General features: G+C 60.5%; 14 protein-coding genes. 8 read left to right on the plus strand and 6 right to left on the minus strand.

Annotated features, from left to right (window positions below; translation table 11 throughout):
• Positions 1-80 precede the first annotated feature (80 nt).
• Both IQK56_RS19235 and gloB read right to left on the minus strand, forming a co-directional pair.
• On the minus strand, positions 81-1487 hold the full coding sequence (locus tag IQK56_RS19235; protein WP_122310102.1) for a lytic transglycosylase domain-containing protein: 1407 nt from the start codon (positions 1485-1487) through the stop codon (positions 81-83).
• 98 nt (positions 1488-1585) lie between these two features.
• Positions 1586-2353 carry a hydroxyacylglutathione hydrolase gene (gene gloB, locus IQK56_RS19240; RefSeq protein ID WP_122310100.1) on the minus strand — a complete coding sequence of 256 codons (768 nt, stop codon included), beginning with the start codon at positions 2351-2353 and terminating at the stop codon, positions 1586-1588.
• Positions 2354-2418: 65 nt separating this feature from the next.
• Between gloB and IQK56_RS19245 the strand changes: the two genes are divergently transcribed.
• The 5 genes from IQK56_RS19245 to IQK56_RS19265 all read left to right on the plus strand — a co-directional run bounded on the left by IQK56_RS19245 (position 2419) and on the right by IQK56_RS19265 (position 7444).
• The gene (locus tag IQK56_RS19245; RefSeq protein WP_122310098.1) at positions 2419-3177 is read left to right on the plus strand and encodes a class I SAM-dependent methyltransferase; all 759 of its coding nucleotides are present in this window, start codon (positions 2419-2421) and stop codon (positions 3175-3177) included.
• Between the two features lie 31 nt (positions 3178-3208).
• Positions 3209-3661 carry a ribonuclease HI gene (gene rnhA, locus IQK56_RS19250; protein WP_003173571.1) on the plus strand — a complete coding sequence of 151 codons (453 nt, stop codon included), beginning with the start codon at positions 3209-3211 and terminating at the stop codon, positions 3659-3661.
• Between the two features lie 70 nt (positions 3662-3731).
• Entirely contained in the window at positions 3732-4472 is a 741-nt protein-coding gene (dnaQ, locus tag IQK56_RS19255; RefSeq protein WP_177411613.1) for a DNA polymerase III subunit epsilon, read from the plus strand.
• 126 nt (positions 4473-4598) lie between these two features.
• Complete coding sequence (locus IQK56_RS19260) at positions 4599-6854, plus strand: Orn/Lys/Arg family decarboxylase (RefSeq protein ID WP_122310096.1); 2256 nt, start codon at positions 4599-4601, stop codon at positions 6852-6854.
• Between the two features lie 8 nt (positions 6855-6862).
• Positions 6863-7444: a GNAT family N-acetyltransferase gene (locus IQK56_RS19265; protein ID WP_099582784.1), complete on the plus strand. Its 582-nt coding sequence runs from the start codon at positions 6863-6865 to the stop codon at positions 7442-7444.
• Here IQK56_RS19265 and IQK56_RS19270 read toward each other — a convergent pair.
• Positions 7441-8334, minus strand: a complete 894-nt coding sequence (locus tag IQK56_RS19270) for a LysR substrate-binding domain-containing protein (protein WP_150675960.1) — start codon at positions 8332-8334, stop codon at positions 7441-7443. The genes IQK56_RS19265 and IQK56_RS19270 overlap by 4 nt on opposite strands.
• 181 nt (positions 8335-8515) lie before the next feature.
• On the opposite strand from IQK56_RS19270, the gene IQK56_RS19275 reads away from it, so the two are divergent.
• Positions 8516-8854 (plus strand): hypothetical protein, encoded by a 339-nt coding sequence (locus IQK56_RS19275; RefSeq protein WP_193863414.1) that lies wholly within the window; start codon positions 8516-8518, stop codon positions 8852-8854.
• 61 nt (positions 8855-8915) lie between these two features.
• Here the strand turns inward: IQK56_RS19275 and IQK56_RS19280 are convergent, their stop codons facing one another.
• Entirely contained in the window at positions 8916-9152 is a 237-nt protein-coding gene (locus tag IQK56_RS19280; RefSeq protein WP_122310093.1) for a hypothetical protein, read from the minus strand.
• 229 nt (positions 9153-9381) lie between these two features.
• Between IQK56_RS19280 and IQK56_RS19285 the strand changes: the two genes are divergently transcribed.
• Positions 9382-9939 (plus strand): NADPH-dependent FMN reductase, encoded by a 558-nt coding sequence (locus IQK56_RS19285; protein WP_122310092.1) that lies wholly within the window; start codon positions 9382-9384, stop codon positions 9937-9939.
• 49 nt (positions 9940-9988) lie between these two features.
• Here IQK56_RS19285 and poxB read toward each other — a convergent pair whose 3' ends face one another.
• Positions 9989-11713: a ubiquinone-dependent pyruvate dehydrogenase gene (poxB, locus tag IQK56_RS19290; RefSeq protein WP_193901790.1), complete on the minus strand. Its 1725-nt coding sequence runs from the start codon at positions 11711-11713 to the stop codon at positions 9989-9991.
• A 77-nt stretch (positions 11714-11790) separates the two neighbouring features.
• Positions 11791-13023, minus strand: coding sequence for an NADH:flavin oxidoreductase/NADH oxidase family protein (locus IQK56_RS19295; RefSeq protein ID WP_193863412.1), 1233 nt, complete (start codon positions 13021-13023; stop codon positions 11791-11793).
• A 71-nt stretch (positions 13024-13094) separates the two neighbouring features.
• On the opposite strand from IQK56_RS19295, the gene IQK56_RS19300 reads away from it, so the two are divergent.
• On the plus strand, positions 13095-13499 hold the full coding sequence (locus tag IQK56_RS19300) for a MerR family transcriptional regulator (protein ID WP_193863410.1): 405 nt from the start codon (positions 13095-13097) through the stop codon (positions 13497-13499).
• Positions 13500-13502: the final 3 nt, after the last annotated feature.

Genomic DNA, 13502 nt, shown 5'->3' on the forward strand with positions numbered 1-13502 from the left:
GGGCTGGCGTTTGAGGTGGGGCTGCTGCGCAGCCAGCGCGAGCGCTCACCACAGCAAGCCCGCCTGCACTATTTGGTCTATCAGCGCGGCCCGGAAACCACCAGCATCTGGCCCGGTTTCAATGCCTGGCCAGTACGTGGGTTCCAACGCTTGAGATGTTGCATCTCGACGTTGAATCGCTTGGCGACGATGTACAGCGAGTCGCCTTTCTTGACCTTGTACTGCACTGGCTTCTTGCTGCTGGCCACCGTGCGGCGGGTGTCCTGCATCACCAAGGTCTGACCGACCTTGAGTGCCTGGCCGTTAAGCTGGTTCCAGCGCTGCAGGTCATGCACATCGACCTTGTTGGCCTTGGCGATCAGCGTGAGGTTGTCGCCGCTGCGCACCTTGTAGCTGCGGCTGCGTCCGGCCACCCGTGCGGTCTCGACTTCGTCGAATACCTGTTTCTTCGGGCGCATGGCCAGCAATTCTTCCGGCTTCATCGTCGAAAGGGTGCTGGTCAGCAACTGCGCCTTGGAACTCGGTACCAGCAGATGTTGCGGGCCGTCCAGGGTGGTGCGTTGTTTCAGGGCCGGGTTGAGCTGGAACAGTTCGTCTTCGTCGATCTCAGCCAGCGCAGCGACCCGTGACAGGTCCATGCTCTGCTTGACTTCAACCACTTCGAAGTACGGGGTGTTGGCAATCGGGTTCAGGTTGACGCCGTAGGCCTCGGGGGCCAGCACCACTTGGGACAGCGCCAGGAACTTGGGCACGTAGTCCTTGGTTTCCTGGGGCAGGGGCAGGTTCCAGTAGTCGGTTGGCAGGCCGAGCTTTTCGTTGCGCTCGATGGCGCGGCTCACGGTGCCTTCGCCAGCATTGTAGGCGGCCAGCGCCAGCAGCCAGTCGCCGTTGAACATGTCATGCAGGCGTGTCAGGTAGTCGAGGGCGGCGGTGGTGGAGGCGGTGATGTCGCGGCGGCCGTCGTAGGCGCGGGTCTGACGCAGGTTGAAGTAGCGTCCGGTGGAGGGGATGAACTGCCACAGGCCCACCGCATCGCTGCGTGAGTAGGCCATCGGGTTGTAGGCACTTTCGATCACTGGCAGTAGCGCCAGCTCCAGGGGCATGTTGCGTTCTTCAAGGCGTTCGACGATGTAATGAATGTAGAGACTGCCGCGTTCGCCGGCGTTCTCCAGGAAGGACGGGTTGCTCGCGAACCACAGGCGCTGTTGCTCGATGCGCGGGTTGACGCCAACGTTGTCCTGCAATTGAAAGCCCCGGCGCATGCGTTCCCAGACGTCCTGGGGTACTTCGGGGCTGGGCTTCTCTGTGAGCCAGATAGGTTTTTGCTTGATCTTGGCAGCAAGATTGGGTTTGGGTTGCACGGTGGTTTGTGCAGCGTAATTTGTCGATTGGCAGCCCGCCAGAGTTGCGGAGACAGCCACCGCCACAGCTTGAGCCAGGCGGGTCAATGCGTCTGAATGGTTGGATTTACGAATAGATGACGACATTGGCTGGAAGTAAGTTCCGGGCAAAAATGTCGGGCGATTCTAGAAAGCGCTTTGGTTCCGGTCAACCATTCAGAAATTACGTATCAGATTGCATCGTCTTAGAACTTATCTTTCCACGCCCTCAAGCTAGCAAACACCTCGGCCCCAGAGCGGTTGTCGCGGCCATTCCGTTCGTCCGCTTTTTGTTTAACGGATGTTTCAGAGGTGCGCAGAAAAGGGTTGGTGCGTTTTTCCAGGGCCAGGTTGGAGGGCAGTGTTATCTCGCCTCGGGCCCGCAGTTGGCGGACGCTTTCCACCCGTTCGGCGATATCGGCGTTGTCGGGTTCGACCGCTTGGGCAAACTTGAGGTTACTTTGTGTGTATTCGTGGGTGCAGTACACGAGCGTGTCGGCGGGCAGCGCGGCCAGGCGCTCGAGGGAGGTGTGCATCTGCTCCGGCGTGCCTTCGAAGAGGCGGCCGCAGCCGGCGGCGAACAAGGTATCGCCACAAAACAGCACGCCCTGGTGATAAAAGGCGATATGGCCGAGGGTGTGGCCGGGCACGCTATGGATGTGGAAGTCCCGGCCAAGCACGTTGATGCGGTCATTGTCCTGCAGGGCAATATCCCGCGCCGGGATCTGTTCGTTGGCCGGGCCGTAGACCTTGGCGTTGGTCACGCGCTTGAGTTGTTCGACGCCACCCACGTGATCATGGTGATGGTGGGTGATCAGGATGTCGCTCAAGGTCCACTCGGGATTTTGCGTGAGCCAGGCCAGTACCGGCGCGGCATCGCCGGGGTCGACCACCGCGCAGCGGTGGGTAGCCGGGTCCTGTAACAACCAGATGTAGTTATCGGTGAAGGCGGGCAGGGCACTGATCTGTATCATTCTTCGATTCGCCAAGCTGAACACATTGGTGCATCTTAGAACGTCTAGGCGAGTTGGAGAATGCAATGACTGATAAAGCGTTCGCCCAGGCCGATCCTGAGTGGCTGGCCCTGATCGGAGCGGCCCGTGAATGGCTGTCCGGGCCCATTGGGCAATTTCTGCTGGATGAAGAACGGCGCATGCTCGAAGACGAGCTGGGCCGCTTCTTTGGTGGCTATCTGGTGCATTACGGTCCCTCCGCACAGACGCCGCCGCCTGCGCCGCAGGTGCAACGCAATGTGCGCCTGGGCGCGCCATTGCCGGGCGTCGAGATCGTTTGCGAGGAACAGGCCTGGCCGTTGAGCGAGCATGCCGCCGATGTGGTGGTGTTGCAGCATGGCCTGGATTTCTGCCTGTCGCCCCACGGGTTGCTGCGCGAGGCGGCGAGCAGCGTGCGCCCTGGTGGCCATTTGCTGATTGTCGGCATCAACCCTTGGAGCAGTTGGGGGCTGCGCCATGTATTCGCCCATGATGGCCTGCGCAAGGCGCGCTGCATCGCGCCGTCGCGGGTGGCGGACTGGCTGAACCTGCTGGGCTTCGCGCTGGAGAAACGCCGCTTCGGGTGCTATCGTCCGCCGCTTGCCTCGACCAGGTGGCAGGCGCGCCTCGCCGGCTGGGAACGCCGGGCGGGTATCTGGCAACTGTCGGGCGGCGGCTTCTATCTATTAGTGGCACGCAAGATTGTGGTTGGGCTACGGCCGGTGCGCCAGGTAGCGCGCCAGCCCATGGGCAAGCTGGTGCCGATGCCGATGGCCAAGGTCAACCGCAAGCAAAGTGAAACGTAAAACCCCTTTTTGATTTAAGACCGAGTAACTGATGACTGACAGCGTAGAACTCTTCACCGATGGCGCCTGCAAGGGCAACCCAGGCCCTGGCGGTTGGGGTGCACTGCTCGTGTGCAAGGGCGTCGAGAAGGAACTGTGGGGCGGCGAAGCCAACACCACCAACAACCGCATGGAACTGATGGGCGCGATTCGCGGCCTGGAAGAACTCAAGCGCCGCTGCAACGTGCTGCTGGTCACCGACTCGCAGTACGTGATGAAGGGCATCAACGAATGGATGGTCAATTGGAAGAAGCGCGGCTGGAAGACCGCCGCCAAGGAACCGGTAAAAAATGCCGACCTGTGGCAATTGCTCGACGAGCAATGCAATCGCCATGACATCACTTGGAAGTGGGTTCGCGGGCACATCGGTCACCCCGGTAACGAGCGGGCAGACCAGCTCGCCAACCGCGGTGTAGACGAGGTGCGAGGCTACAAGCAGAGCTGACGTGCTAACATCGCGCCCTTTGACGCACACCACAGTGCACACCACCGTTGAGAGCTGAACCCTGATGGCCATCCGATCTGTTGTACTCGATACCGAAACCACCGGCATGCCGGTGACTGACGGCCACCGGATCATTGAAATCGGCTGTGTCGAACTCATGGGTCGGCGTCTCACCGGGCGTCACTTCCACGTCTACCTGCAACCGGACCGCGACAGTGACGAAGGCGCCATCGGCGTCCACGGTATCACCGACGAGTTCCTCAAGGGCAAGCCACGCTTCGCTGAAGTGGCCGATGAGTTCTTCGAATTCATCAAGGGCGCCCAACTGATCATCCATAACGCGGCGTTCGACGTCGGTTTCATCAATAACGAATTTGCCCTGATGGGGCAGACTGATCGTGCAGACATTTCCCAGCACTGCTCGATCCTCGACACCTTGATGATGGCCCGTGAACGTCACCCCGGCCAGCGCAACAGCCTCGATGCGTTGTGCAAACGGTATGGTGTCGACAACTCCGGCCGTGAACTCCACGGCGCTCTGCTCGACTCCGAGATTCTCGCCGACGTCTACCTGACCATGACCGGCGGGCAGACCAGCCTTTCGTTGGCAGGTAATGCGTCCGATGGCAGTGGCTCGGCAGAAGGCTCGGGCAACCGTCCTTCGGAAATCCGCCGCCTGCCGGCAGATCGCAAGCCGACCACTATTCTTCGCGCCAGCGAACAGGACATGGTCGAGCATGCGCAACGCCTGGAAGCGATTGCCAAGTCGGCCGGTGCTCCTGCGTTGTGGACTCAGCTGACACAACAATAGCCATCAACTGTCGGAGGGGGCTTGCCCCCCGCCACAGTTGATCTGCATAGCTTTCAAAATCTTCATTCGCATCATCGCTGCCTAGCTTCTACCCTGAGTGCATAGCCCTCGGGACTCTACGCCCTCATGTACAAAGACCTGAAGTTCCCTGTTCTTATCGTGCACCGCGACATCAAGGCCGACACCGTTGCCGGCGACCGGGTCCGCGGCATTGCCCGGGAGTTGGAACAGGAGGGCTTCAGTGTCTTTTCCGCGGTGGACTACGCCGAAGGTCGGCTGGTGGCGTCTACCCATCACGGCCTTGCCTGCATGTTGATCGCCGCCGAAGGCGCTGGCGAAAATACCCACTTGCTGCAAAACATGGTCGAGCTGATTCGCCTGGCGCGGGTGCGGGCACCCAACCTGCCGATCTTTGCCCTGGGCGAGCAAGTCACCCTGGAAAACGCCCCGGCCGATGCCATGAGCGAGCTCAATCAACTGCGCGGCATCCTGTATCTGTTCGAAGACACCGTGCCGTTCCTGGCCCGGCAAGTGGCCCGCGCCGCACGCACTTACCTGGATGGCCTGTTGCCGCCATTTTTCAAGGCCTTGGTACAGCACACTGCCGACTCCAATTATTCCTGGCACACCCCCGGCCATGGTGGCGGCGTGGCGTATCGCAAAAGCCCGGTGGGGCAGGCGTTTCATCAGTTTTTCGGGGAAAACACCCTGCGTTCGGATTTGTCGGTTTCAGTGCCCGAACTGGGCTCGCTGCTGGACCACACCGGCCCGCTGGCCGAAGCCGAGGCCCGTGCTGCGCGCAACTTCGGCGCCGACCACACGTTCTTTGTGATCAATGGCACGTCCACCGCCAACAAGATCGTTTGGCATTCCATGGTCGGCCGCGATGACCTGGTGCTGGTGGACCGCAACTGCCACAAATCGGTGCTGCACTCAATCATCATGACCGGCGCGATCCCGCTTTACCTATGTCCGGAGCGTAACGAGCTGGGCATTATCGGCCCGATCCCCCTGAGTGAGTTCAGCCCCGCATCGATCCGCGCCAAGATCGACGCCAGCCCCCTGACCCGTGGGCGGCCCGCGAAAGTGAAACTGGCCGTGGTCACCAACTCCACCTATGACGGCCTGTGTTACAACGCCGAGCTGATCAAGCAGCAGTTGGGCAACAGCGTCGAGGTGCTGCACTTTGACGAAGCCTGGTATGCCTATGCAGCGTTCCATGAGTTTTTCGCCGGGCGCTATGGCATGGGCACCTCGCGTACCCCGGACAGCCCGCTGGTGTTCACCACCCATTCCACCCACAAACTGCTGGCGGCCTTCAGCCAGGCCTCGATGATCCATGTCCAGGACGGCGGTGCGCGGCAGCTGGACCGCGACCGTTTCAACGAAGCGTTCATGATGCACATCTCCACCTCGCCGCAGTACAGCATCATCGCCTCGCTGGACGTGGCGTCGGCGATGATGGAAGGTCCGGCCGGGCGTTCGTTGCTCCAGGAAATGTTCGACGAAGCCCTGAGCTTTCGCCGCGCCCTGGCCAATCTGCGCCAGCATATTGCCGCCGAGGACTGGTGGTTCTCCATCTGGCAGCCGCCGTCGGTGGCCGGCATCGACCGCGTCGCCACGGCGGATTGGCTGTTGCAGCCGCAGGATGAGTGGCATGGGTTCGGTGATGTGGCCGAAGACTATGTGTTGCTGGACCCGATCAAAGTGACGCTGGTGATGCCCGGCCTCAATGCAGGCGGTGCGTTGAGCGACTGCGGGATTCCCGCCGCGGTGGTCAGTAAGTTCCTCTGGGAACGCGGGCTGGTGGTGGAAAAGACTGGGTTGTATTCCTTCCTCGTGCTGTTTTCCATGGGCATCACCAAAGGCAAATGGAGCACGTTGCTCACCGAGTTGCTGGAGTTCAAGCGCAGTTATGACGCGAATATCAGCCTCGCCAGTTGTCTGCCGTCAGTGTTTGCCCAAGGCCCGGCGCGTTATCAAAGCCTGGGGTTGCGCGACCTGTGCGACCAACTGCACAGCTGTTACCGCAGCAATGCCACCGCCAAACACCTCAAGCGCATGTACACCGTATTACCGGACATCGCGATGAAACCGGCGGACGCCTACGACCAATTGGTAAGAGGAGAAGTGGAGGCCGTGTCGATTGATGCCTTGCCAGGACGCGTCGCAGCCGTGATGCTGGTGCCATATCCGCCTGGCATTCCGTTGATCATGCCCGGCGAGCGCTTTACCGAGTCAACCCGCTCGATCATCGACTACCTGGCATTTGCCCGGACGTTCGATAGCAGTTTCCCCGGTTTTGTTGCCGATGTTCACGGGTTACAACACGAAGATGACGGCAGTGGTCGTTGTTACACCGTCGATTGCATCAAGGGTTAAGGATGTTTATGCAAGCTGTAATGAACCCGAAGTATCCAGGGCTCAGTGTGCGAGTCGCCGACGAAGGCTTTGATGCCTACGTGTGGGGCAATGACTTCAGTTTCGAGGTCAGCGCCTATAGCGTGCCGGAGATGGGCAAGCGCGTCGATCAATGGCCGCTGGAGCGCATCTTGCCGTACCGCAAGTGTTATGGGATTGATCCTGAGGAGTTCGCCAGTTTTCGCGATGCGCCAGACAGTGCGATCTTCATGGCCTACCTGGACGATCGAGCGGTGGGGCATATCGTGGTCAGTACCAACTGGAATGGTTTTGCCCATGTGGATGAGCTGGCGGTGGTCTTGCCGGCGCGGCGGCACGGTGTGGCCAAGGCGTTGCTGGATGTGGCGCAGTTCTGGAGCCGCAAGAAAAACCTGCCGGGCATGATGCTCGAAACCCAAAACAATAACCTCGGCGCCTGTCGCCTGTATGAGCGCTGCGGTTATGTGATGGGCGGGATCGACCACCTGCGTTATCGCGGCATCGACCCGCAAACGCGCGAAGTGGCGATTTTCTGGTATCGGTTGTTCAAGTCCGAAGTCGACAAGACTTAACCCAACAGCAGGCTTTCAGCCTTCTGCGTGACAATCTCCAGCAGTGCATTCAAGGCAGGAGAGGTCACGCCGTCCTTGAGTGTCAGCGCGTACAGGTTGACCATCATCGGCGGCGACACCGGGCATGCATCCAGCCCGGCTTCCCGTGCGCCGAACGCGGTGAACGGGTCGACAATCGCCAGGCCTTCTCCCGCTTCCACCATGCTGCGCATCATCTGGTAGGTCTGCACGCGGGTTTGCACCACCGGCAGTGGCCGAAGGGCTTGCAGCTTGGCGTCCAGCAGGCGGCTCAGCGGGTCTTGCCCCTCCAGCCCGATCATCGACTGCCCGGCCAGGTCCTGCAGCGCAATGTACTTTTGCTTGGGCTTGAGCCAGCCGTGGGGCGCAAGTAACTGCAGTTTGCCCTGGGCGAGCACAGTGCTGAGGATCTGCGGGTGTTCCGGGTCATGCAGGCTCAGGCCGACGTCGGCCTCGTGCAGCAACAGGCTCCTGACGATTTCTCGTGTGGGCTGGCTCGACAGGTTGCAGGGGGTGTCCTGGAAACGTCGGCGCAGCACCGCGATGCTGTGCGGCAACAGTTGATTGGCCAGGGGCGGGGTGCAGAGCGCACGCAGGGGTGGGGCGTGATGGTGTTTCAGGCGGCTGGCCAGCCGTTGCACCGGCTCCAACGCTTCGTACACATGGGCGATTTCTGCCTGCAACGCCAGGGTTTCCCGCGTTGCCTGCAAGCGCCCGCGTACGCTGGCAAACAGCATAAAACCCAGTTGCTGCTCGGCCTCCTTGAGCGACGCCTCCACATCGCCCACGGGGAGCTGCAACCATTCGGCGGCCGTGCCGAGGTGTCCGGTCTGCAAGATGGCCTGAATCACTTCGAGATGACGTAAACGCATGGCCGGAGTCTATGTGCAGTGCGGTGGGGTTTCAATGGTGCAAGTGGCCGTGCGTAAAAAAGACGGTGCAGGTCGCCTATGCCACTGGCGTTCAATCACGACCTCACTAGAATGGCTTGTCTGATCATCAACGACCAAAGCCGGATACCGGCACTTACAACAAAAACAGGTCTGGTCTCAAATGCCTATTCCCTCGATGTTCTTCGGGGTAACGGCCAAGCAACTCCTGGTCCTGGTGACCGTGGGGTGCGCGGCGGCTTATCTCTTCAGCAATCACGACGACGACACACCGCAAAGCCTCGCGCTCGAAACGTTTATCCGTGCCCAGGAACAGGTGGGCGAGCAGGTGGGGGCCGTGTTGGGGGTTACTTTGGTCAGGCAGGTGGAGGCATATCCCGCCTACAACACGTCGGGCTACACGCGCACGATGTACGCCGTTGAAGGGGAGCGGGGGCACTTGCTGGTGACGCTCAAGCAGAGCGAGCAGGGTATTGAAGTCACGGAAATCCGCAGCCCTTGATCACCCCGGCCCAGTCGATGCCATCAATGGCCAGGACTGAGCAGGTCATCAAGGCGAGATCTTATGACGCGAGGGTGGTTTGCGATTCGCGGACAATAATGATGCCCGACTGGATCAGTTTGAACTCATCGCCTTCCAGTTTTTCTACACGGTCGCCAATGGCCAGCTTGTAGGTAGTGGTGGGCGTCGAGCCAGCCAGGTCGCCTTGCGCCGGGTTGGATTCCTGGAACTCATGCACGGAATACACGCGGCCTTCCGCGTCTCTGGCATGGAACTGTCCGACAAGTACTGCTGCCATCTGTTTAGAACCTCTGGAGATAAACACTCGATTTGCGGTTCTGTAGACCGCCATAAAGAGAGGTAGTTTGCCTACGCAAAAAAAATACTATTCATTGAGATTTTAAGACGTTTCCTACGCTGCGGCATGCGAGGCAAACGTCTGGAGGATTCTCAAAACCTTCTGGTGAACCCGTCGTGAAGTCTCTATAACTACAAGCTCCATTAGTCAGACATCGGGGAAAACCTCAATGAGCAAGGTCTACACGATTGCCGTCCTGGTTGGCAGCTTGAGAAAACAGTCGATCAACCGCAAGGTCGCGTTGGCATTGGCCGAACTGGCTCCGGCCAATCTGAAGTTGAACATTGTCGAAATCGGCGATCTGCCGCTCTACAACGAAGACATCGACGCTGATTCACCGCCGGCAGCCTACAGTACTTTCCGCAAACAGGTGAGTTCATCCGACGCGGTGCTGTTCGTGACCCCGGAATACAACCGCTCGGTGCCAGCCCCGTTGAAGAACGCGATTGACGTCGGTTCACGCCCTTATGGGCAGAGCGCGTGGAGCGGCAAGCCCGGCGCGATCATCAGCGTGTCGCCGGGCGCCATTGGCGGCTTTGGCGCCAATCATCATCTGCGCCAGTCCCTGGTGTTCCTGGATGTGTGGTGCATGCAGCAGCCAGAGGCCTATCTGGGTGGGGCGGGCAGTGTGTTTGACGAGTCGGGTAAGGTGTCGGAAAAGACCAAGCCGTTTTTGCAGGCCTTCATTGATGCTTACGGCCACTGGGTGGAAAAACAGCACGCTTGAACGGGTCATCAGATCAAAGGTGGGAGGGGGCTCCTCCCACCTTTTTGGATCAGCGCAGCCAGTTCGTCCGCGCCAATTCGATCACCTCATCGCCACGGCCACTCATCACCGCCTTGAGCATATACAGGCTGAACCCCTTGGCCTGTTCCAGCTTGATGCTCGGCGGCATCACCAGTTCCTGGGTCGCCGTCACCACATCCACCAGCACCGGGCCATCGTGGGCCAGGGCGCGGCGCAGGGCGGGTTCCAGGTCTTCGGATTGCTCCACGCGAATGCCGAGGATTCCCATGGCGTTGGACATCGCCGCGAAATCCGGATTCTTCAGCTCGGTGCCCGCGTCCAGATAACCCGCCGCTTTCATCTCCATGGCGACAAATCCCAGTGACGAGTTATCAAATACGATGACTTTGACCGGCAACTTCAGCTGCGCCAGCGAGATGAAATCCCCCATCAGCATGGCGAAACCACCGTCGCCGGACATGGAAATCACTTGCCGATCGGCAAATGCTGCCTGCGCGCCAATCGCCTGGGGCATCGCGTTGGCCATGGAACCATGGTTGAACGAGCCGATCAGGCGACGCTTGCCGTTCATTTTCAGGTAGCGCGCCGCCCAGACCGCGGGTGAGCCGACATCGGCGGTGAAGATCGCGTCATCGTCGGCCAACTCACTGAGCAGTCGCGCAACGTATTGCGGATGGATCGGTCGATTGGCCTTGGACGGTTGCGCAAGGTCGTCCAGCCCCTGGCGGGCTTTTACGTAATGCTTCAACGAGGTTTCAAGGAAGCTGCGATCCGTCTTGCGGGTCAAGCGCGGCAGCAGGGCATCGATGGTTTCGCTGACATCCGCGGCGATACCCAGGTCCAAGGTAGCGCGACGCCCCAGCGCCTGCGGATTGCGGTCGACCTGGATGATTTTTGCGTCGGTGGGGTAGAACTGGCGATACGGGAAGTCGGTGCCAAGCATAATCAGCGTGTCGCAGTCGAGCATGGCGTGGTAACCGGAGCTGAAGCCGATCAGGCCGGTCATGCCCACATCAAACGGGTTATCCCATTCCACATGTTCCTTGCCGCGCAGGGCGTGCACCACCGGCGCGCCCAGCATGTCCGCCAGGGCCACCACTTGCGCATGGGCGCCCGCACACCCGCTGCCACACAGCAGCGTGACCTTTTCACTGCGCGAGAGGATCTCGCTCAATTGCAGCAGATCGGCCTCTGCCGGCAAGGTGCGTGGCGCGTGCAGGGTCGGCCACGGCTTGAGGGTGTCCTCGACTTCCAGCAGCGACACATCCCCCGGAATCACCACCACCGCCACGCCGCGATTGAGGATCGCCGAGCGCATGGCGCGGTGCAGCACCTGGGGCATCTGCGCGGGGTTGGTGACCAGTTCGATGAAGTGGCTGCATTCCTTGAACAGTTCCTGGGGATGGGTTTCCTGGAAGTAGTTCAGGCCGATTTCCGAGGACGGAATCTGTGCGGCAATCGCCAGCACCGGCACATGGTTGCGTTGGCAGTCGAACAGACCATTGATCAAGTGCAGATTACCCGGCCCGCAACTGCCGGCGCACACCGCCAACTCGCCGGTGGCGGCGGCCTCGGCACCGGCGGCAAACGCGGCGACTTCTTCGTGGCGCACGTGCATCCACTCGATGCTGTCCATGGTGCGCAGCGCATCGGTGAGACCGTTGAGACTGTCGCCGGTCAGGCCCCAGATGCGCTTGATGCCCGCCTGTTCAAGGGTGGTCGCCAGTTGCTGGGCCAGGTTGATTTTCGCCATGAAGCACTCCAATCGTCAGTGAGGTTAAAAGCTGCTGATCAGTAGGGGACAGTTCAATCACGGCGAATGCTCCTTCTTTAATGTGAAGATTGCGTCATGGCAGCGCGGTATTGCCGTGTGCGGCGGGCGATAAACCATTGGTCACACGCCAGTGCCAACCAGGGCATCACCTTGGGGTTGGGCAGCCGACCACGGCTGAGGCGGCGCATCTGGTTGCGCACCACGGCGAGCGTGGCGAGCGAGGCCAGGGGCTTGCGCTTCCAGTCGATCGGCTTGAGTTGCGGGTTGAGGTCGCGACCTTCGCGCCAGTGTTTGATCAGTTGCGGTTCCAGGGTCAGGGCGGTGGCGATACCGGCCATGGCAATGCCGCTGTCCAGCACTTGCTGCACGATGGGCAGGCGGCGAATGCCCCCGGTGACCATCACGGGCATGCTGGCGACGCTGGCCATTTGGGCGGCAAATTCAAGGAAGTACGCTTCACGGGCCAGCGTGCGACCGTCCCGCGCTTCGCCTTGCATGGCGGGCGCTTCGTAGCTGCCGCCGGACAGTTCCAGCAGATCGATGGGCAATGGGTTGAGCATTTCCACCACTGCCCGCGCATCGGTTTCGTCGAAGCCGCCACGCTGGAAATCCGCCGAATTGAGTTTGACCGCCACGCAAAACGACGGGCTGACGCTGGCGCGCACGGCGCGAATCACTTCCAGCAGCAGGCGTGCACGGTTTTCCAGCGAGCCGCCCCAGCGGTCAGTGCGGTGGTTGCTCAACGGCGAGAGAAACTGGCTGAGCAGGTAGCCGTGGGCACCGTGGATCTGCACCCCAGTGAATCCGGCTTTCTCGGCCAGGCGCGCGCTGGTGGCGAAACGTTTGATCACGTCCTGGATATCGTCCTCGGACATGGCCTTGGGCTTGGCGAACATCTTGGAAAAGCTGCCCAGGTCCAGGGCGATGGCAGACGGTGCCAATGCCTGCTGGCCGAGGTTGGCCATGGTCTGGCGCCCCGGATGGCTGAGCTGTACCCAGAAATGCACGCCCTTGTTGCGGGCGACATCGGCCCATTCGCGAAAGCTGTCCAGGTGTTGCTCGTTTTCCAGGGCCACGCCGCCGGGGCCGGTCATGGCATGGCGGTCGATCATCACATTGCCGGTCAACAGCAGGCCGGGTTCGCCGTCTGCCCAGGCCTTGTACAACTGCTTCAATTCGCGGGAAGGCGCCTGGTTGATATCGGCCATGTTTTCTTCCATCGCCGCCTTGGCGATGCGGTTGGCGATGACTTGGCCGTTGGGCAGTTGCAAGGCTTCAAAAGGTGACATGAGTTGACTCCGGAGCGGGGAAGGCCTCAGGCTAAGCTTAAAGTTAACTTTAATGTCAAGCAGGCGATGCGATGAATATTGGTGAGCTGGCAAAACAGAGCGGCCTGGCGGCGTCGCGTATCCGTTTTTACGAGAGCGAAGGCTTGATCAGTCAGGTCGGGCGCCAGGCCAATGGCTATCGGCGCTATTCGCAAGACGCGTTGCAAACCCTGCAATTGATCCAGAGCGCGCAACAGGCCGGCTTTACCTTGCAGGAACTCAAGGCGTTGATGCCTGCGCCGGGGGAGCACAAGCGCGACGAGCTCATCGCGGCCTTGGAGAGCAAGGTGGCGCAGATCGAGGTGATGCAGGCGCAACTGGCCCACAGCAAAGCGCAGTTGCTGGGCGTGATTGAGGCTGTACGTGCGCAGCCGGAAGGGGTGCCATGTTCCATGGGGCAGAAGCAGGTGCTGGCGTCGATCAAACTCCAGCCATAAAAA

Source organism: Pseudomonas cyclaminis (assembly GCF_015163715.1).
Lineage (GTDB): Bacteria > Pseudomonadota > Gammaproteobacteria > Pseudomonadales > Pseudomonadaceae > Aquipseudomonas > Aquipseudomonas cyclaminis.